The following is a 20,882-nucleotide window of genomic DNA, read 5'->3' on the forward strand; positions in this document are numbered from 1 at the left end:
GATACAACATCGAAATTAGTATAGGTATAAAGTCTATCCAATTGTCGATAATCTGATGTTAATGCGAAAACCGTAAGAACATCACCCAAAGTTTCATTTTTAATAATTTCTTTCATATCAGCCACTTTTCCCCTCCTATTGGAAAACACAATGCCCCAGCACTGTTTTAGCGTGCCGTCATCAGGATTCGGTAAAGATCGTAAATCCGGCCTTAACCATGATGTCATTTAAATAAACACCCTCATTTTCACGACCTAAGTATCAAACCGCAACAGACGTTACGCGACAACTTCCCTACAGACGAGCACAAAGCAGCAACGCCCTCACTCATATGGTAATTAGGAACACCACGGTAAAACGATCTGGTATTCGTCGCCGTAATCCGTACCATACACGCCATGATCGTGCAGACCGTGTTGGCTTCTGCGCTGAACCGTTTTCCATCCGCAATGCCTTTGCAACGAGCACAGAATAAAATGCAAGAAAATCAACAAACTAACCAGAAAGAACAATACAACCTCAACAAATTGCAAAAGCGCCTGCGTCGTAACGTCGGCGAAGCTATCGCTGATTTTAATATGATTGAAGAAGGCGACCGCATTATGGTGTGCCTGTCCGGCGGGAAAGATAGCTTCACCATGCTGGAAATTCTGCGCAATCTACAACAAAGTGCGCCAATTAACTTTTCTCTGGTCGCAGTGAATCTGGATCAGAAGCAGCCAGGATTCCCGGAACATGTTCTGCCGCAATACCTTGATACCATCGGCGTGGAATACAAGATCGTCGAAGAAAATACCTACGGAATTGTGAAAGACAAGATCCCAGAAGGGAAAACGACCTGCTCGCTGTGCTCACGTCTGCGCCGCGGGATTTTATATCGTACCGCGACGGAACTCGGTGCGACAAAAATCGCCCTTGGTCACCACCGCGACGATATTTTGCAAACGCTGTTCCTGAATATGTTCTACGGCGGCAAACTGAAAGGTATGCCACCGAAGCTGATGAGCGACGACGGCAAACATATCGTCATCCGCCCTCTTGCCTACTGCCGTGAAAAAGATATCGAACGCTTTGCTGAAGCTCGTCAATATCCGATTATTCCGTGTAACTTGTGCGGTTCGCAGCCCAATCTGCAACGTCAGGTGATTAAAGACATGCTGCGCGACTGGGATAAACGCCACCCTGGCCGTATTGAAACCATGTTCAGCGCTATGCAGAACGTTGTTCCTTCTCATCTCGCCGATCACGCGCTGTTTGATTTCAAAAGCATTCGTCACGGTAGTGAAGTCGTGGATGGTGGCGATCTGGCTTTCGACCGCGAAGAACTACCGTTACAGCCTGCTGGCTGGCAACCGGAAGACGATGACGAAATACCGTCAATTACCCGTCTTGACGTGCTGGAAATAAAATAAGCGCGGCGTTATCGCCCAAAATGGCATTACCGTTAAGAATAGGGACACGGTGGCAAGAAGCAGCAATTACTGTTTCACCACCGTGTTTTTTATTTCCGTTTTCCACCGAATACCGTGCCGCTATCTATCTTGCGGTGGTTCGGTAATAGGTTCATGTTCTGGCCCTGTTGGTGATGGGTCAGGAATGGGCGGTGGATCGGGAAGCGGATAAGGTGACGGGTCGTTCGGTACAATAGGAATCGGTTCAACCGGAACCGTGTCGGCTTGCAGGTAATCCATCGCGCTTTGAATGCGCATATTTTCCTCCTCGGTGTTGGATAATGTTAAGGCAAATCCAGCTACTGAAGCAGTACAGACATGCGTTACAGCTGGCCGAGCAGCACCAGCGCTTCCCTTTAAGCGTAGTAAGCTAATGAATAAAATGCCAAAGGCATTTTACAACGTCGCCTGCGACGGCCCGAAGGGGAGTGGCGCGTTAGCCCACTATAATAAAATGCCAAAGGCATTTTACAACGTCGCTTGCGACGGCCCGAAGGGTGTGGCGCGTTAGCCCACTATAATAAAATGCCAAAGGCATTTTACAACGCCGCTTGGGGTGAATCAGGAAGGAGCAGGATCGAGGGACAAAAAAAAGCCGACAAAACTGTCGGCATGGTGTGAATCAATTGTGCTATGCAGTAATTCAAAAAAGGAAGTAAGACAATATGGAGCGCAACGCCCATCGCTTGACGTTGCATTCACCTGCGGGAATGATAGTGCCGCACAACAAGGTAAAAAATGTTGATATTGCTCAATTTACGCGTGGTTTTTTAGTTGTTCGCAACAGTTTGTGATTCTCTGCGCACCCAATCACTGCAAGCCCCTATAGCCATTTACTGCGTTTTAACCACCATGCAACGCCGCCAACCAATATCACCAACATCAGGCAGAACGTGACAAAGCCAAACGGCGCATCGCCACCGGGAATCCCCCCCAAATTGACGCCAAATAAACCGGTTAAGAACGTCGTCGGCAGAAAAACCATCGCCAAAAGCGACATCGTATAGGTACGGCGGTTCATGGCTTCGGTCATCAAGGCGGTAATTTCATCCGATAGCACCGTGGTACGAGCAATGCTGGCATCCAAATCCTCCAGCCCACGCCCTAATCGATCGGCGATCTCCTGCATTCTGCGGCGGTCGTCATCCTGCATCCAGGGCAGCTTCTCGCCGGAAATACGCGAGAAGACATCGCGCTGTGGCGTCATATAGCGGCGTAACACGATAAGCTGTTTGCGAATCAGCGCGAGCTCGCCGCGTGGCGGAATCTTTTGTTCCAGCAAGTCGTCTTCCAAATCGATGATTTTCTCATGCAAATCATCAATAAACTCGCTGGTATGATCGGTCAACGCTTCCGCGATGGAAACCAGCCAGTTTCCGCTGTCTGTCGGGCCATTGCCTTCCTTCAGGTCGGTAAGAATTTCGTCGATAGCCAGAATCTTACGGCGACGGGTAGAGATAATCAGCTTGTCGGTAATGAACACCCGAACGGCCACCAGTTGATCTGGCCGCGCATTGGCATTCAGGTTAATGCTGCGCAGCGTGATCAGCGTACCTTCCCCCAAACGCGTGACTCTGGGGCGGACGCTTTCCCCCGCCAACGCATTACGTACGCTATCGGGTACCACTGTCGTTTTATTCAACCAGCGTGCGCTGGCTGGCAGTGTAGAATCCAAGTGTAGCCAGCAGGGTTTCTCGCTGTTGACAACCTCCTGCTCACCAATCGGGGTAATCCCCCCCTTTCCGTCCAACTGATACGCATGAACCGCACCGCTGTGTTGCAACTCTTCTCCTGCTAAGGATTCCACGTCTTGCCTCCAACGGTTTTTGCTATCAGTTCTTTACCTATTATTCATTCTTTTACTATACGTTTTTTACTACCCGCTCTGCGTTCTAGCAGCCGGAAGGACCATCATGGCCGCTCCGGCTTTATTGCTACATTATTCAATGTATTCGTACTTAATGCTTTTCGATGTAGAGCGTGTGGCTGTATGCCACATCTTCAGGGTTAGTAATCGGATAACCCTTCACCCACGGCTTAATCAAGCGCCCGTTGGTATATTGATAGATCGGCGCAATCGGCGCTTCATCCATCAATATCTGCTCTGCCCGGTTGTAGTCTATATTCAGCGCCTGCGGGTTAGTCTGGTTACCGGCTTCATCCAGCACACGATCGTAATTCGCACTTTTAAAGCGTGCGATATTCCCGCTGTGGTGTGATGTCATCAGAGAAAGGAACGTCGAGGGTTCGTTATAGTCACCGACCCAGGACGCACGCACGACGTCAAAATTACCGCTATTGCGGCTGTCGATGTAGGTTTGCCACTCTTGATTGGATAAGCGTACATCTACTCCCAGCGTTTTCTTCCACATGGAAGCTACGGCAATCGCGATCTTCTGGTGGCTTTCCGAGGTGTTGTACAACAGCGAGAGTTTCAACGGATTATTTGGGCCATAACCTGCGGCCGCCATCAGCGCTTTGGCCTGCGCATCCAACTCATCTTGAGAGTATTGCTGCAACAGGCTTTCCGTCGGTTTGAAGCCTGCGGTGACATCAGGCGTAAAGTGCCAAGCCGGTTTTTCCCCTGTGCCCAGCACTTTTTCGGCAATCACTTTACGGTCGATGGCATAAGACAGTGCTTTTCGTACCCGCACATCACTGGTGGGCGCACGTTGCGTGTTAAACGCGTAGTAATAGGTGCCAAGCTGATCCGGCGTATAAACCTGACCGGGTAAATCTTTCAGCAGCTTCTGATACAGATTTTTAGGGAATGACTCGGTGATATCAATATCCCCGGAAAGATAGCGTTTAGTCGCGTTCGATTCCTGATTGATCGGAACAAATGTCACCTTTGTCAGGCGCGTATTGGCGTTATCCCAATAATATTGATTCTGCGTAAGTACCAGTTTCTCATTAACAACGCGATGATCCAGCTTAAATGCACCATTTCCGACCAGATTTCCCGGCTTCGTCCAGTCGTTCCCGAATTTTTCTACCGTGGCTTGATGGACTGGAAACAGGCTGAAATTTGCCGTCAGGCTGACAAAATAAGGTACTGGCTTGCTGAGTTGTACTTTCAGCGTGTGATCATTAACGGCCGTCACGCCAAGTTGATCGGCGGGCATCTTGCCCGCAAGAATCTGTTCGGCATTCTGAATCCCCGCGAGCCGAGCAAACCAGGCGAATGACGAGCTGTTTTCAGGGGTGACCAAGCGACGCCAACTGTAGACAAAATCGTTTGCCGTAACGGGTTCACCATTAGACCAGCGGGCATTATCACGCAGGGTAAAGATAAACGTACGGTTATCGGTCGTCTGCCAGCGCAGCGCTACGCCTGGGATGATATTTCCTTTGGCATCCTGATTAACTAGCCCTTCAAACAGATCGCGCGCCACCTGTGCTTCCGGCAGCCCCACCGCTTTTATCGGATCGAGAGAAGCGGGTTCATCTTTAATGTGGCGGACGATTTCCTGTTTTTCAGCCAGAACCGTTCCCGCCGGAACCTGCGCCGCGACAGCGTTGCCTGTCATGGCCGCCATCAACGCGGCATAAAATGCAGAATATCCATAGTGCATGATGAGTTGACCTGAAAGCGTAATGAATTGATTGAAGAATATAATAGTCAGAAATCATCGCTATCATCCAGCGATACGCCTGCAATTTGTCAATCCACATCACCGTTTGCGTCTCTGGGGCGATTTTTTTATGATGAAACGCATAGGTAACCACTGGGCGATATCATGGAAAATACAATCATTCCTCTTCAGGCACGTCAGCAACGAGGTAATTTGCCATCGCTGGGCGAACCTTATGGGAAATCGCTACTGGGCGCACCGCTACTCTATTTTCCCGCTGAATTAGCGCCTTCAGAAAGCGGGCTGATTATTGCCGGGATGCACGGTGATGAAACCGCGGCGGTTGTGGCGTTATCTTGCGCGCTTCGTACTCTATTTTCAGGACAGCGCCGCCATCACGTTATTCTTGCGGTCAATCCCGATGGCTGCCAGCTGGGCCTGCGTGCCAATGCTAACGGTGTCGATCTCAATCGCAATTTTCCAGCCAGTAACTGGCAACCGGGAAATACGGTATATCGTTGGAATAGCGCGGCAGATGAACGTGATGTCGAGCTATCGACCGGTGAAACCGCAGGTTCAGAGCCGGAAACGAAAGCCCTTTGCACACTGATTGAGAAACTTAATCCTCGCTGGGTTGTCTCTTTTCATGAGCCGCTCGCGTGTATTGAAGATCCACACGATTCCGAACTGGGTCGATGGTTAGCGCAACAGTGCGAGCTACCATTAGTGTCCAGCATCGGTTACGACACACCGGGCTCTTTCGGAAGCTGGTGCGCCGATCGTTCACTCCATTGCATTACCGCTGAGCTTCCGCCAATCTCGGCAGATGCGGCCAGCGAATGCTACCTCAACGCGATGGTTGCGTTGCTAAGCCAGCAATTTTAATCGTAATTTTTATACCAATGTTGCTAATGTTGCCCTAAACTGAGCAGCGTGTTAATCACCTGTAATTAAGGACGCAAACATGTCACAGAACGTACATTTTCAAGGCAATCCTGTGCCAGTAGCTGGGTCATTCCCGGCCAAAGGAAGCAAAGCGCCAGCATTCACTCTGGTAGCTAAAGACCTGTCAGATGCTTCACTCAGCAACTATGCTGGCAAGCGCAAAATCCTGAACATTTTCCCAAGCATCGATACCGGTGTTTGTGCCGCGTCCGTGCGTAAATTTAACCAGTTGGGTTCTGAACTGGATAACACCGTTGTGCTGTGTATCTCTTCCGACCTGCCGTTTGCACAGTCCCGTTTTTGCGGCGCAGAAGGCCTGAACAACGTGGTTGTACTGTCTACTCTGCGTGGCGGTGAGTTCAAAGAAAGCTACGGCGTTGCTATTGCTGATGGTGCATTGAAGGGTCTGACCGCTCGTGCTGTCGTCGTGCTGGATGAAAACGACAACGTGCTGCATAGCGAACTGGTGAATGAAATCACCACTGAACCTGACTATGACGCCGCATTGGCTGTTTTGAAATAAGCCATACCGTCAGTTATTCATACTGATGATAGTGAAGAAACGGCTGCGCAAGCAGCCGTTTTGTTATTTTACTTTTTATTCATCAAAGCTTTATTCCACAAATAAACATGGGTTATTCCATGTGTTAATTTCTAGCAGATCATGAACTTTTCTTAATACTTTTCTTATCGTTCTTATGATATGAATAGATTCGTTGATATTACTCTGCATAAAATACATGTTGCACTTCCTGTAATATCCATCGAGCCGTTACTTTATAAAAACAAAGGATAAGGATTTCCCTCATATACCCATCATACATCAAGATGCATGCGTGTTGGCTGTAGCTATAACTATTTAGGGTATAGCGGTAGCTTTATTCAAAGGAGTGATTGCTGTTGAAAAAATTATTAATTCCCCTTCAAGTAGCCGTTTTATTTTCTGGCCTCGCTTTTAGCCAAAACAGCGAGGCGGCATTCACGTTTGATCCACAAAAATGCCACGATCCGGATCCAGAGGGCAAAGCTTATGTTGCCTTACGTGATACGGTATTCCATATTTCTATCGATCAGCTCAGTATCCTGCACGATCCTGTTTTACGCGATGGCGAAACTCTGCTACTCCCGCCCGATCCTAGCGAGCCTCTTGGCTGTAAAGGCAATCCGCTAAGCCAGCAAAGTTTATTGTTCAGCCGCAATTTCAACGGAAAGTTGGGCGATCGTCCTGACTGGCCAAAAGTCTGGCCGTTACGGAAACTTCAGCTATTCAGTTCAACGCCGAGTCATTGGGGGCTCCATCTAGACGAGCGCCATGACAAGATGTGTGAAAATCGCTTAAAACAGACAGGTCTGATTCCCAACATGACGGCCTGTTTATTTGAGAAGAATCCTGAACGCCCGGATCGATATGACGTGGAGGAGGCAGGAAGCTGGCTGATTGATCCTGAGGTATATTCTGCTCCGTTTAATAAGAGACTCGCTATTTTTTGTATGTTTGCCATTTCTGGAGGAACCGACTGCGAAGTCGGTTATAAAATTTCCCCTACGGTGAACCTTAGCTATGAGTTTAAACCAACAGAATTACCGCTTACTCAGGTTATTAACTTTGATAAACATCTGAGAGCCGAATTAGAACAGGCGATGGTTAAAGATTATCCCTGGAAGAAGAGCGCCCCCTAATTTAATCTTATATTACATGGAGATAGATATATGGCGATCACCTATGAATATCATTACGGAAATGGCGGATTCATTCTATCTGAACCACAACAGAAAGAGCTTAGAACATTACTTGATAAACAGCTAATCCAATCTGGCACAGGAGAGAAATCGCTCGCTGTTCCGCTATATGATAAAATCCTCAGTTATATTCCTGTACCTAGCATAAATGTTGGTGATTATTTTAAGGTCTATACTTGGTTACAGGGTGCTCGTGAAGTCAATAACGACTCAAGCGTATATTCCGTTTTCATTAGGAATTATACCAAGATACAGTATGAATTACGTTATGGAGAACTGAACGAACTCGAATTAAGTATACTTAATAATAAAATCAATGAGGCATCAAACAATATAGGGTTTGAGTTGGTTAGAAATATACTTAACCACAATGGCTTACTTCCCGGATTAGAGGGGCTAGGCGTATTAGACGGTGGTGAAGCTGCTAGAAAAGTGTTTCAGGGTGATATTTATCCAGAAGGCGACTTTACAGGCTGGGCTGGCACAATGCTTTTCTCTTTCTTAGGCTATGATCGGTTTTATGAAGAGTGGTTATTAACCACAGAGGAAGTTAATGCAGAAATACGGACTGGGAGTGGTATTGTCGATCGCGTCATAAAAGAGCATAGCGGAACTTATGACTTGATTTCCGCACTTCAGGCTAACCAAGAAACCATTGATAGTTATAACTTGCTAGAATCTATTTACGCCGTTATTCGCAGCTTTGAAAACGTCGATAAATCACAGCAAGAAATTATCGAAAAAACCAATAACTTTATTAGTGCAACGTACGCACTACCAACCGATCACCCATTTTTAGCTGGTAATAAACTACCTTATGATAAAGTCTTATTTCAAACTACAAATTTAGGCTTTTCATCTGGTAGTCAAGGCGATGACGATTATAAGGACTTTTGGATAGGTGACCGAGCAAACTATCTTAATTACATCGTGCATGCCGGTATAGGAAATGACAACATTCTTGGCGTCCCTACGACCTATCTAGGCCTTATCCCCGGCAGCGCACTTATTGATGGTGGGATGGGTTATGACACGTTATCATATCATGCTACTCGCGATGGTGGAGATAACACCGTACCGCTGAAACTCAGTATTATTTTTGAAGAAATAGACAGTCCTCTGTATAACTGGAGATTCTCTGTCGATAAATCGCCATCTGAAGGGTATAGTATTTATAAAGGTCATGATTATGCTTATAGCATAGAGAAACTCGAAGGGACAAGTAACTCTGACACTATTATTATAAAGGAACGTCCTGTATCTAATGAAAACATCATCGTGGATTTATTAGGCTCTACAACTGGGTATGGCGATACTATTGACCTTTCCCATATTAACCATGGCGTTGATCTTTCATTAGTCGGTAACGAAATAGTCATCCCCTTCGAAGGTGAAGGATCCCTGACAATCAGAAATATAGAGAATATTATTGGCACATCATTTGATGATATCTTATATGGCAATAGTGAAAATAATATTATTATTGGCGGAAGAGGAGATAACATTATTTACGGCAACGGAGGTGCAGATAAATTCGTTATCACTCAGGGTGTGAACACTATCAAAGATGCTGATAGCAATGACAAACTTTACATTAATCTTTCCTCTATAAATCAGTTAACTAACCAAAGAGACCTCGGTATAGAATTAAAAGGTGGATTTATTGTTCGCAGTAATTCGTCAAACCCCGGAGGAGAAGTCGCGCTTCAAGATGGTGATACCGCTGTGTTTTATCCTGCTATCCCTAACCCTATGAATTTTTCGCCTGCGCTTGGGGGAAGCAGGAATATGATTGATGAAACGTTGGGCGATCAATTTATTGTTCGTTATACTTTGTCCGGAACAACGCTGCTCGTATCGGCTTCTTTTGCTAATCTGGATCCCGCAGAAGCCATTATTGAAAACTATGATGCTGGCGATCTTGGATTAAAATTTAAGTCTCTCGTTGTTCCTAACTATTCGAATGCCGCTGCTTCACATGCCAGTAATATGGATCAGCTCGTTGACCAATACGTTCAATTACACTCAGAAATGATTACAGATCGCTTCACGCTCCCTACATCTTCTGATTTGTGGTATGCCTGAATCTACTATCCTCCTTCTCATAACAAAACGGCTGCGCAAGCAGCCGTTTTGTTATTTACTCTTCGTCATCCCCCGCAGGTTTGCGTTGGCTGAGTCCATACTCCCGCAGTTTGTTGGCTATCGCCGTGTGCGATACACCTAGCCGCTTCGCCAGCTTACGTGTGCTTGGATAAGATTGATAAAGACGAGTCAGCACGGAGCGCTCAAAACGCTTGTTGATGTCATCCAGCGAACCATCCAGCAAGGTTTCATCTTGTGGTGCATCAATCGAAAACGCCGGGAGATCGATGTCCTGCATATGCAATTCGCTACCTTCCAACTGCGTCAGCGCGCGATAAATGGTATTTCTCAACTGCCGAACGTTACCCGGCCAGCCGTACTGTGGCAGGAAATGTTCCACATCCGCTGCCAGTTTGGGACGAGGAATTCCCTGTTCGTCGGCAAAACGCGCCACAAAGAGTTCAGCCAGCGGCATAATGTCGGCCGGACGTTCACGCAACGGCGGTAACATCAACGTTAGCACGTTGAGGCGATAATAAAGATCCTCACGGAATTCCCCGCGCTGCACCAGTTCCAGCAGATTTTTCTTGGTCGCGCAAATCACCCGCACATCCACATGAACTTCGTGATCTTCGCCCACGCGGCGGAATGTCCCATCATTCAGGAAACGCAGCAGTTTAATCTGCATCTGTGCCGACATTTCACCGACTTCATCCAGCAGAACCGAGCCGCCGTTCGCCTGCTCGAAGAATCCTTTCTTACCTTCCTGCGCATTGAGATACGCGCCGGAAGCATGGCCGAACAGCTCGCTTTCCATTACATCATCGGGCAATGCTGCGCAGTTCAGCGCCAGGAAAGGATTTTTGCCACGCGGCCCACGCAGGTGGCAGGCTCGCGCCAACATATCCTTGCCCGTCCCTGTGTCACCCACGATCAACAGCGGCGCATCCAGCATCGCCAGCTTGCGTGCTTGCTCAACCACCTGACGCATTTTCGGGCTAGCAGCAACGATGTGATCGAATTCATTATCATCGTTTACGACGAGATTCTGTAACTGTCGGCCCATGCGAGCAGCCGATTTCAACATCACCAGTGCGCCTGCCGTTGCCACGTTACCAGCATCATCTTCCAGACGGACGGGCGTCATCTCCAGCAAGAAATCTTGACCACGAATCACCACGCGCTCCGCGACGACCGAGCTGCTCTTCTCCAGCCAGTTGGTGAAATTGAATCCGGGGATCATCGTGGCAATCGTCAATTCGCTGATGGTTTCTGCCGATTGTTCAAACAGCGCCAGCGCGGCCGGATTAAACAGTTCAGGTTTCCCTTTCATATCCAGCGAGAACACCGGCTCAGGCATCGACTCCAGCAGCGCATTCAACGCGCGATGTTCACGTTCAGATGGCATAAACGCCACGGTGCGCACATCGCTGACGCTTTCAATACGGCGGATTTCCGTCATCAGTGGACGGAAATCATCAAAATCGAGGGTGGCAAAATTGAGGTAAATACGGCCAATAGTCGCAATTTCGATGCCGCGTAAATCAATATGGCGTGACGCAAGCAGATCTAACAACTCACGGACCATACCAATGCGGTCTTCACAAATAACTTCCAGATGCATCAACGGCTACCTTCTTCAAGAGACACGACATGGCTATTGCTACTGATAATACCCTTTCGTTTGCACCGGATGAAGTAAAGTGGCAGCAAAAGTTGACACATCTGTACGTTTTTTCCACGTCAATAACGAAACGGGGTTAAGACAGCGGCGTGGTTGCCATCGCCACAATGGTCCGTATGCCTTCCAGATAGTTACCGAGACGTAAATTCTCATCAAAACTATGCTGATTATTATCGGCATTAACCAGAGGGACGATCACGTACGGCACTTTCAACACGCTGACCGCACCACTCATCGGCAGCGTACCGCCCATCATACGGTTTTTCTCCGGAGCGATACCGCGCGGTGCCGTTGTGGTAGCGACAGCCCAGTGACCCAACGGTGAGTCGATCTCGGTTCTGGCCGCATAGGCGCTGCTCGGATAGGCCGTCAGGTGAAGTGAAATCAGATGCGGATACTGCTCGCGTTCTGCCTGTGTAGGCGATTCGCCTGCAATGATATGAAAACCTTTGCTGGCAATGTACTGGCGTAAAAGCGCGTACATATTATCCGGCGGTGTTTCCGGTACAGTGCGAATATTCACACTGGCGGTCGCGGTTGATGGAATGGCATTAGAGGCTTTCTTTCCTGTGTCACCGGCTTTAATGCCGAGAATATCCAGCGAAGGATACTGCACCGCCTCTGCCGCATTGCCTGCAACCTTATCCAACTGCGCGAGGCCAAAGCGTTTTTCCAGTGAGCCAGCAGGAGGTGCCGTCTCGGCTACCTGTTTTTTATCGCTATCGCTGAGCGTAACGCGGTCATAATAACCGGGGATCGTGACCTTGCCGTCCGCATCTTTCATACTGGCCAGCAACGTAACCAAATTTTGCACCGGATTTGGAATGACATTCCCATAGCCACCGCTGTGGGCTGCGGCATTCGCACCGAAAACCGTCATGTCGATCTGGATTGAGCCACGATTGCCAAAGTTGATGCCAGGGCGATTGCTGGACGGCATCGCACCATCATAAATCACCATGCCATCGCTTTTCAGCAGCGCCAGATGCTCGGCCATCACCGTCGTCAGGCCGGGTGAGCCTTTTTCTTCTTCAGAATCCAGCAGCACTTTGATGTTGACCGCAGGTTCTACACCCTTGTCCTTCATCGCATCCATTGCCGCGAGGAACATCACGATCGGCCCTTTATCATCGGCCGATGCACGGGCGAAAATGCGCCATTCCGGGTTGATATCGCCTTTCAGAAGACGCGACTCAGGCAGCATTTGCCATTTTCCGGCGGCATCTTTTTCTTTTAGCACAGGCTGCCACGGCGGCGTTTGCCACTCGGACGGATTCACGGGCTGCCCGTCAAAATGCATGTATAACAGGATAGTTTTACGATCGGGCTTTGCAGCACCAAACTCAGCATAAACCAGCGGTTTATCGCCATTCGTCAACGTTTGCGTGCTAAACCCGCGCTTCTGGAACGCCTTTTCCAACCAGTCGGCATTACGTTGGATATCCGCAGGCACGGCGGCATCATTTTGCAGCGTCAGTAATTCGAGATATTCAGGGAAGCTGTTTTGCGCGTAACGTTCAGCATCGGCAGGTGCCAGTACCAGCTGCGCGCTGGCAGGCAAACAGAGAATGGCTGCTGACAGCGACAGCGCCGCCAGCGTCAATTTTTTACCGAGAATCATAAAAACGTCCTGTTATACAGAAATGAGAAGTATTTATCCTACACACGATTCTGTAACAACGGTACTCCGTGTTATACCAGTATTCTGCCTGTTCTCTATTGCCGTTCTCTATAATAACGGACTGCCGATTAACGTACGATCACGGCTCGTCACGTACCTGGCTAATAGATTGCCCTTGGATGAAGGAATGAGGAAACTGTCGCGACTGTATAAGATAATCCTTACGCGTCAATTTCATAAGAATCTCTCTTGCCCCATACTCCGCCATTTCTTTTACCGGATACACTACACTATCAATATGTGGTGCCAAATATTCAGTGAGCCCAAAGCTATCAAAAGAAATGACCGAAATATCGTCAGGAACAGACAAACCCTGTAAGCGTAGCGTTTTTAATCCGCCCGAACAGGCACGCTCACCACAATAGACAATGGCCGTAATATCTAGCTTCCGCTGTATTAATGTTAATGTTGCTTCTTCACCGAAGACATGATCGTAACTGCCTTGGATATAATATTCGTCTCCCCACGTTTTATTAACCGCTCGGATAGCATCAATGCAGCCTTTTAAACGTTGGGTCGCGCTATGGCGTGATTCCGGCCCACCAATTACGGCGATTTTTTTATGACCTGCCGCAATCAATTTATTTGTAGCATCAAATGCCGATAAATAATGATCGAATGAAACGGAATAAATATCCGCCGAACCAGAAGCATCGAGCAATACTACAGGTTTATTTTCAGTATAGGCTTTAATCGTTTCGGTTGATAAATGGCGGGTGTAGAGAAGAAATCCATCGCAGTTGATTTCATCCAATTTTCTTAATGCATTTTCTTCTTCATCTTGCCCGGCACTTTCCAGCACCATAAGCATTTTGCCTTTGGCATTCACTTCTTTATGCACTGCGCTCATCACTGAACCAAAGAAGCCTGACACGTTGTTAGGAATAAGCATGCCTATCACGCCGCTACTTTTGCTTACCAATGAGCGGGCGCTTAAATTGGGTTTATAGTTCAATAGCTTGATGGCATTCTCGACGCGTAACTTTGTCTCTTCCTTAACTTTTTCCGGCTCGTTAAGTACGCGAGTTACCGTTGCACGCGACACATTTGCCATCCGGGCAACATCGACTATTGTTGACATAGAATTCCATTATAAAGAAAAGCAATGCCTGACTGCGACACTGCTTATTTACTATCAAATTAACTGAAACTATTACACTTTATCGCGGTAGAGTTCAATCATTTCTTTGATTAAGTCATTTGCCAGCATGGATGTCATTAAATGATCCTGTGCATGAACCATAACTAATGTTACAGGAATTTTTCCTTCCCCTTCATCCATGCCGATCAATTTAGTTTGCACTAAATGTGCCCGGCTTGCCGCTTCTCGCGAACGAATCAATGCATTATCGCAGGCTTCCCATTCGCCTTTTTTCGCATGCTGTAATGCGATCATTGCTTCGCTTTTACTTTCTCCCGCATTGGTAATGATCTCCATTATTTCCAATTCAAGATCCATAACGTCATCCTCTTTCAAAATTAAATGATTTTTTACGCTTTAGATTCTGCTTCTTGCGCTAATAGCTGCTTTTCATACGCCTTGTAAAAGGGAAGCCATATCACACAAGAAATAGCGAAATTAGTCAGCACTAAGATGACTGGTCCAATAGACCACCCTGCTGCCCACGGAGCCCCTAAAAGAGAAGGTGTCGTCCAGGGAACAATAGACATCGGCTTATCAACAAACCCTGAGCTCAATGCAAACCAGGCTACCGTTGCATTAATTAGCGGCGCACCCACAAAAGGGATCAGCATCAAAGGATTCATGATAATTGGCGAACCAAAAATAACGGGTTCATTGATATTAAAAAAAGAAGGAACAACGCTCAATTTTCCTATCGAACGTAGATGCGCGGAACGGCTACGCAAATACATGATGACGAGCGCAAGCGTGGAGCCACAGCCACCAATAACGATATAGAATCGCCAGAATGGATCAACGAAGCTATGGGGAAGCACCTGCCCCAATTCCAGCGCCGTTTGGTTTGCTGCGATATTTGCCAGCCAGAAGGGTTGCAGTAAATTGGTCACGATAGCCGCACCGTGAATGCCGCAGAACCATAAAAGATGGGAAATCAACACACAGATGAGTATGGCGGTTAAACTGTCGGACGCGGCAACAAAGGGTTTGAAGGCGGCCATAATCACTTCAGGCACCAGCATCCCAGTAAAATGCTGAACCAGCAGTGATAACGGATATAACGTCGCGATCATCACCAACACTGGCACAAGCAATTCAAATGACTGAGCGATTTTTTCAGGCACCTGTTCAGGCAAACGAATAGTCAGGTTTCTAGTTTTTAAAAACCGCATCAGCTCGACTGAATATATCGATGTCATCAATGCCGTAAAAATACCGGTGCCACCCATAAATGCCGCTGGAATACTACCATTGGTAAAGGGTGCAGCAACAATAAGGAAAGAACAGAGTGACAGTAATCCGCCCATCAGTGGGCTAAGATTATACCCCTGAGAAAGGTTGTACCCGATCCCAACAGCAATATAGATCGTCATTATCCCCATTGTCATGCGGAATGGCATCATGATTGCGTCTTTATTGTTGGTCGCAAACTCCACCCACATCTGTCCTAGCGCGAACGTCGTATCTTTTGAAAAAGGCGGAAACGCCATAATCATCAGAAAACTGCCGACAATCATGAAAGGCATAGCAGAAATAAAGCCATCGCGAACGGCAAGAACATGCCGTTGCCCACCGATGCTCCCGGCTAAAGGTGCTATTTTTCTTTCAATAAAAGAGATCACATTATTATAGATACTCATTATCATCCCCTGGCGTTAGCAAAATATTATGAAAGCAGACCAAGGGCGAATTTAAGTACATTGTCGCCTTTCATCATGCCGTAATCCATTGGATTTATTGTCTCCACTTTTTTGTTTTTCTGTGCAGCAATCTTCTTAAATTCATCCAGTTTATATCTAACCTGAGGCCCCAATAAACACAGATCGTACTGTTCGATTCCTTCGTTAAATTTCTCTAAAGGAAGCGCCGCCAGTTCCACATCAATATTTTCTGCCGCTGCGGCTTCTTTCATTTTTTTTACGAGCATGGATGTGCTCATTCCTGCGTTACAGCAGAGAAATATCTTTTTCATTTTTTCACCTTAGCAAGTTTTATTTATTGGAAAGTGTGTTTTTTAAAGTTTGATAAATAGGAATGATTCAATTCCACCCCCAGACCCGACTTCATTTCACCTACGGTGAAATAACCATTTTTAGCCTGCGGTTCTAACGCATTCTGCACGATGTTGTAGCGTTCATCCTGCCAATAGGGAAACCACTCTTGTATTGGCACATTTGTCGTACTGATATCAAATTGAATACAGGCTGCCGTTAAGATCGGCCCTGAGGCATTATGCGGCTGAACCTGGATCTGATGTGTTTCTGCATAAGAGGCAATTTTTTTCATTTCCGTGAATCCGCCAGCCAACCCCATATCAGGTTGAATCAACTCGAACACCCGGTTTTCAATAAAGGGGGCAAAGTCAAAGCGGGTATATAAGCGTTCTCCGCCAGCCAGCGATAAATTAACACCCGCTTTTACTTCCAGGCTCGAATTGGTTAATAACGTATCCGTCGGTTCTTCATAAAAATAAGGGTCAAACTCTTCTAATTTTCGTCCCCATTTAATGGCATCAGAAACATTCAGGCAGCCGTGAAGATCGAGCATAATATCGATGTGCTCACCCACAGCCTCTCTTACTGCTTTAACTCGTGCTACCGCCATGTCTCCCCATTCTTTACTAATGGGGCGACATGGCGTTGATTTCTCACCCGTTGGCGACATTTTAAAAGGATCAAATTTTAATCCGGTATAGCCGTCGTCTATCACCTTCATTGCTTTTTCAGCAAATTCTTCAGGCCGCCAGGCATCAAAATACCAATGGTTGGCATAAAGCCGGATGGTATCGCGGCATTTCCCTCCCAGCAGTTGGTAAATCGGGACATTTAATAGCTTGCCTTTGATATCCCACAGCGCCATATCTATGGCACTGATCGCACCGTAAATAGCAAGCGAACGCCCTCTTCCCCAATAGGTATTATCAAAACATTGCTGGAAAATTTTCTCAGAATCGAATGGCGATTGCCCGATCAGGAATTTTTTCGTCAGAGCATCCAATATTGGAATGACAGACTTCGCGCCGACGCCATAGCTCATCGCGACTTCGCCGATACCCGTCACGCCCTCATCGGTTTCAATCTCAACCACGATCAGGTTGTGTGCTGGTGCGCGGTGCCTTAGATCAACATCGTAAACATTTAACTGCGTAATTTTCATAGTTCACCCCTAATACAGCCTGCGAGCATTATGTGCACGTTCACATTTCTGTTCAAGACTGAAAAACAGATCAAGATCACAGATAAAGCACAAATGTGAACGTGAACATTTCAATATTGAGGGAAGTTTACTGTGTGACTGTATAGGGAATAAGCAAAAGAAAAAGGAAGAGAACCCTCTTCCTCTCAACGAATTTTTTGACCACTAACGCCCTTTTTGCAGCGTTTCTTTTACCTGACTAATCAGTTCACGGCGGAAATCACCGAGGCGCGGTTTGTCATCCAGCCACGGCAGCGGACGGCATAATTCCATCGCTTTGATGCCCAAACGGGCGGTCAGCAAACCTGCACCAATGCCCTGCGCGGCGCGGGTCGATAGCCGTGCGGCAAGATCCTGCGACATCCAGTCCATGCCAATTTCCCGCACTAGCTCCGACGCACCAGCAAACGCAATATTCACCAATACCAGACGGAACAGGCGAATGCGGCTGAAATAGCCGAGTTCGATGCCGTACAGCGCGGCAATACGATTAATAAGTCGTAAATTACGCCAGGCAATAAATGCCATATCCACCAGCGCCAGCGGGCTGACGGCGATCATTAAGGTCGATTCCGCCGCCGAGCGGCTGATTTCACGCCGTGCCTGCGTGTCCAGTACGGGCTGAACCAGACGCGCATACAGTTCCAGCACTTCACGGTCGTTGTGCGTTTCGTGGAGTGAAGCCTGCCAGCGCTGTATCGCCGGATGACCGTTATCCAACCCTGCCTGCCGCGCCAGTTTTTCACAGAATTCGCGTCCGCGTCCCACACCATGACTGTGCAGTAGATCGCGCGCCACATCGCGCTCTTCCGCGCGTTCTCGCAGGCGATAGAGCCGTCGCCACTCGACGGCCAGCGAGCCAACGCCCGCCGCCACAATCAGGCTACCCGCCGTAATACCGCCCAGCGCGATCCAATCTTGTTGCACCCAGGCGTTATGCAGCGACTGAACGCCCTGCGCTAGCGCGCTGATGCCGAACAATGCGACACCGGCCATCACCATACGCCGCCACAGGCTGCGTTTAGGACGTAGCGCCGCACTGATAGCCTCTTCCGCCGCGCCTTCTTCCGGCACTTCCTCTTCGCGGCTAATCGGGGAAAATGGCGTGCCGCTCTGCTCGTCAAATGCCAACCCGGCACGCAGTTGTGGCTGCGGCTCTTGCGGTGAAACATCGTCGAATGTGACGCGTGGTTTTAATGGCTCGTTCATCGCAATTTATCCTTTAGCAGAAAGTCCATGACCGTATCCAGCCGGATATGTGGCAACGGCGTGTCTACCGTCATCTCGCGCGGACGAAATTGATCGAAGTGGAAGCCCTGCGTTTGCCAGAATGCAGCGCCCGGTAAACGCGCGGGCACTTCACCGGGATAAACCGTCAACGGTTGACCATCACTGAGCCGATGCCCTTTTAGCGCGGGGATTTTCTGACCCTGATGATCGACCAGCCCACTCTGCGTTGATTGAATCGACGCAATACCTTCACAGCGCATATCAATGCCTTCAAAGGCCGCATTCTGCCAGGCTTCTTGCACCAGTTGCTGAAGTAAAGACACCAGATTAGCGTGCTGATCGGCGGTAATGTGATCGGCTTTACTCGCGGCAAACATCAACTTGTCGATGCAGGGCGAAAACAAACGCCGGAACAACGTACGCTTACCGTAGTGAAAACTTTGCATCAGTTGGGTCAGCGCCAGCCGCATATCGTTAAACGCATGAATACCGCTATTCAGCGGTTGCAGACAGTCGACCAGAACAATCTGTCGGTCGAAACGTACGAAGTGATCCTTATAAAACCCTTTGACGACCGACTGGCAGTAATAGTCAAAACGCTTGCGCAGCATGCCAATGTTGGTTTTCTCATCCGCCTGCGCCAGTTTGGCTTCACCGATGTTATTCACCTGCGGCCAGGGGAAAAATTGCAGCACGGGCGCCCCCGCCAGATCGCCCGGCAGCACAAACCGTCCAGGTTGAATAAAGTGCAGCCCTTCCTGTTTGCAGCGGTATAAATAGTCGGTGTAGGCCTGCGCAACCTCGGCTAACTGATTTTCATCCGCTGGTGCCAGCGGATCGATTTTCTCACACAGTGCCAGCCAAGGCTTCGCCCATTCGGTACGGCCCCCTTGCAGCAAGCCGCTCATCTGCTGCGACCAGCTCAGATAGGTTTGCTCCAGCAGCGGCAAATCCAGCAACCACTCTCCGGGGTAATCGACAATTTCGAGATAGAGCGTCGAGGTGTCTTTAAAGTGGCGCAGCAGTGAATCTTTGGAGCGATAGCGCAACGCCAGACGGATCTCACTCACACCGCGCGTCGGCGTTGGCCAGTCTGGCGGCGACCCATACAGCGCTGTCATGCCTTCATCATAGGCGAAGCGCGGCACGCCCAGATCGCGCTGTGGCACACGCTTCACGCCGAGCAAACGCTCTTCACGCACGGGAGAAAACATCGGCAGATGCGCGCCGCTGTGAGTATTCAATAATTGATTGACGAATGCCGTGATAAACGCAGTTTTGCCACTACGGCTCAGCCCAGTAACAGCAATCCTCAGATGGCGATCCACGCCGCGATTGACCAGTGAGTTAATTTCGTTCTGTAGTCGACTCATTGAATGAACCATCACTCCTGTCGTTGAAAAAGCATGTCGTTGCAAAAACCTGTCGCTACGAAAGCGCATTCAGGTTATCGCATTGATCGCGGAGAAAAAAGCAGCACGACGCTACCCACTCTCGATGCAAACCGAACGGTGGATAGCGTCTATAACGAATGGAGGTAATAACTGATAACAAATTACAGGTGACGAAAGCGGTTCTGAACGCCAAACGTATCCGAGGTGACATAGCGTTCAATGTTGCGCAGACGCTGCTCGCTGGCCTGCAATGTTGCATCTGCCTCATTCAGCAGCTGGCTGGGTGTTCGTGCCGCTTTTTCATCCTCAAATCCCATTCCTGCCGGAGCCGGATCGAGCATAAAGGTCAGAATGATGTAAGCCACAATCGTGAAAAAGAACAGGCCGAAAAACATCGACAGCACCGTAATCAGCCGTACGAGCTTCACTGGCACGTCAAAATAACGTGCTAAACCAGCGCAAACCCCTTTCAGCATGCCTTCTTCCGGTAAGCGGTATAATTTTTTACCTGACCACGTATTTTTCATTACGATTTTCTCCAGTCCGGGTGTTCTGCATCCAGAATGTCTTCCAGCGCCCCGATACGCTCGCGCATACGGCTGGATTCTTCCGTTAAGCGTGTCAGACGTTGCATATCGTTTTGTCCCAGTTGAACACTGTTTTTACGCTGACTGTAATGTAGCCAAAGCCATATCGGTGCCACAAACAACATGAAAATGGTCAGCGGAATGGCAAGAAACAACGCACTCATTGTATCTCCT

Annotated in this window: 20 protein-coding genes; 6 read left to right on the forward strand and 14 right to left on the reverse strand. The window is 48.3% G+C overall.

Going from position 1 to position 20,882, the window contains the following annotated elements:
* Positions 1–476: 476 nt before the first annotated feature.
* On the forward strand, positions 477–1,412 hold the full coding sequence (ttcA, locus tag A0G03_RS10870; RefSeq protein WP_048260542.1) for a tRNA 2-thiocytidine(32) synthetase TtcA: 936 nt from the start codon (positions 477–479) through the stop codon (positions 1,410–1,412).
* 120 nt (positions 1,413–1,532) lie between these two features.
* On the opposite strand, the gene A0G03_RS21870 is transcribed toward ttcA, so the two are convergent.
* From A0G03_RS21870 to A0G03_RS10885, 3 genes are all read right to left on the reverse strand, one after another.
* Entirely contained in the window at positions 1,533–1,709 is a 177-nt protein-coding gene (locus A0G03_RS21870) for a hypothetical protein (RefSeq protein WP_167389297.1), read from the reverse strand.
* 565 nt (positions 1,710–2,274) lie between these two features.
* Positions 2,275–3,258 (reverse strand): zinc transporter ZntB, encoded by a 984-nt coding sequence (zntB, locus tag A0G03_RS10880; RefSeq protein WP_048259895.1) that lies wholly within the window; start codon positions 3,256–3,258, stop codon positions 2,275–2,277.
* A gap of 151 nt (positions 3,259–3,409) precedes the next feature.
* Positions 3,410–5,026 carry a peptide ABC transporter substrate-binding protein gene (locus tag A0G03_RS10885; protein WP_048259894.1) on the reverse strand — a complete coding sequence of 539 codons (1,617 nt, stop codon included), beginning with the start codon at positions 5,024–5,026 and terminating at the stop codon, positions 3,410–3,412.
* A 165-nt stretch (positions 5,027–5,191) separates the two neighbouring features.
* On the opposite strand from A0G03_RS10885, the gene mpaA reads away from it, so the two are divergent.
* The 4 genes from mpaA (at position 5,192) to A0G03_RS10905 (ending at position 9,796) form a co-directional block, all read left to right on the forward strand.
* Positions 5,192–5,911 (forward strand): murein tripeptide amidase MpaA, encoded by a 720-nt coding sequence (gene mpaA, locus A0G03_RS10890; RefSeq protein WP_048259893.1) that lies wholly within the window; start codon positions 5,192–5,194, stop codon positions 5,909–5,911.
* Between the two features lie 79 nt (positions 5,912–5,990).
* Positions 5,991–6,494 (forward strand): thiol peroxidase, encoded by a 504-nt coding sequence (tpx, locus tag A0G03_RS10895; RefSeq protein ID WP_005972398.1) that lies wholly within the window; start codon positions 5,991–5,993, stop codon positions 6,492–6,494.
* A 377-nt stretch (positions 6,495–6,871) separates the two neighbouring features.
* Complete coding sequence (locus A0G03_RS10900; RefSeq protein WP_131701681.1) at positions 6,872–7,651, forward strand: hypothetical protein; 780 nt, start codon at positions 6,872–6,874, stop codon at positions 7,649–7,651.
* 30 nt (positions 7,652–7,681) lie between these two features.
* The gene (locus A0G03_RS10905; RefSeq protein ID WP_048259891.1) at positions 7,682–9,796 is read left to right on the forward strand and encodes a calcium-binding protein; all 2,115 of its coding nucleotides are present in this window, start codon (positions 7,682–7,684) and stop codon (positions 9,794–9,796) included.
* A gap of 55 nt (positions 9,797–9,851) precedes the next feature.
* Here A0G03_RS10905 and tyrR read toward each other — a convergent pair whose 3' ends face one another.
* From tyrR to A0G03_RS10950, 9 genes are all read right to left on the reverse strand, one after another.
* Complete coding sequence (gene tyrR, locus A0G03_RS10910) at positions 9,852–11,420, reverse strand: transcriptional regulator TyrR (RefSeq protein WP_048259890.1); 1,569 nt, start codon at positions 11,418–11,420, stop codon at positions 9,852–9,854.
* A gap of 136 nt (positions 11,421–11,556) precedes the next feature.
* Complete coding sequence (locus A0G03_RS10915) at positions 11,557–13,101, reverse strand: M20/M25/M40 family metallo-hydrolase (RefSeq protein ID WP_048259889.1); 1,545 nt, start codon at positions 13,099–13,101, stop codon at positions 11,557–11,559.
* A gap of 139 nt (positions 13,102–13,240) precedes the next feature.
* Positions 13,241–14,242, reverse strand: a complete 1,002-nt coding sequence (locus tag A0G03_RS10920) for a LacI family DNA-binding transcriptional regulator (RefSeq protein WP_080965236.1) — start codon at positions 14,240–14,242, stop codon at positions 13,241–13,243.
* A 72-nt stretch (positions 14,243–14,314) separates the two neighbouring features.
* Positions 14,315–14,620, reverse strand: coding sequence for a PTS lactose/cellobiose transporter subunit IIA (locus A0G03_RS10925; protein ID WP_048259887.1), 306 nt, complete (start codon positions 14,618–14,620; stop codon positions 14,315–14,317).
* Positions 14,621–14,652: 32 nt separating this feature from the next.
* Entirely contained in the window at positions 14,653–15,942 is a 1,290-nt protein-coding gene (locus A0G03_RS10930) for a PTS sugar transporter subunit IIC (protein ID WP_048259886.1), read from the reverse strand.
* Positions 15,943–15,968: 26 nt separating this feature from the next.
* Positions 15,969–16,274, reverse strand: coding sequence for a PTS sugar transporter subunit IIB (locus A0G03_RS10935; RefSeq protein ID WP_048259885.1), 306 nt, complete (start codon positions 16,272–16,274; stop codon positions 15,969–15,971).
* 23 nt (positions 16,275–16,297) lie between these two features.
* Positions 16,298–17,458: a mandelate racemase/muconate lactonizing enzyme family protein gene (locus A0G03_RS10940; RefSeq protein ID WP_048259884.1), complete on the reverse strand. Its 1,161-nt coding sequence runs from the start codon at positions 17,456–17,458 to the stop codon at positions 16,298–16,300.
* A 204-nt stretch (positions 17,459–17,662) separates the two neighbouring features.
* Positions 17,663–18,706: a YcjF family protein gene (locus tag A0G03_RS10945; RefSeq protein WP_048259883.1), complete on the reverse strand. Its 1,044-nt coding sequence runs from the start codon at positions 18,704–18,706 to the stop codon at positions 17,663–17,665.
* Positions 18,703–20,100: a YcjX family GTP-binding protein gene (locus tag A0G03_RS10950; protein ID WP_048259882.1), complete on the reverse strand. Its 1,398-nt coding sequence runs from the start codon at positions 20,098–20,100 to the stop codon at positions 18,703–18,705. The genes A0G03_RS10945 and A0G03_RS10950 overlap by 4 nt, the downstream gene beginning before the upstream one ends.
* A 33-nt stretch (positions 20,101–20,133) precedes the next feature.
* Between A0G03_RS10950 and A0G03_RS22055 the strand changes: the two genes are divergently transcribed.
* Positions 20,134–20,268, forward strand: coding sequence for a hypothetical protein (locus A0G03_RS22055; RefSeq protein WP_262982870.1), 135 nt, complete (start codon positions 20,134–20,136; stop codon positions 20,266–20,268).
* Positions 20,269–20,282: 14 nt separating this feature from the next.
* Here the strand turns inward: A0G03_RS22055 and pspC are convergent, their stop codons facing one another.
* Positions 20,283–20,648, reverse strand: coding sequence for an envelope stress response membrane protein PspC (gene pspC, locus A0G03_RS10955; RefSeq protein ID WP_048259881.1), 366 nt, complete (start codon positions 20,646–20,648; stop codon positions 20,283–20,285).
* Positions 20,648–20,872 (reverse strand): envelope stress response membrane protein PspB, encoded by a 225-nt coding sequence (pspB, locus tag A0G03_RS10960; RefSeq protein ID WP_048259880.1) that lies wholly within the window; start codon positions 20,870–20,872, stop codon positions 20,648–20,650. Before pspB ends, pspC begins: the two co-directional genes overlap by 1 nt.
* Positions 20,873–20,882: the final 10 nt, after the last annotated feature.

The sequence above is a fragment of the Pectobacterium peruviense genome (assembly GCF_002847345.1).
GTDB lineage: Bacteria > Pseudomonadota > Gammaproteobacteria > Enterobacterales > Enterobacteriaceae > Pectobacterium > Pectobacterium peruviense.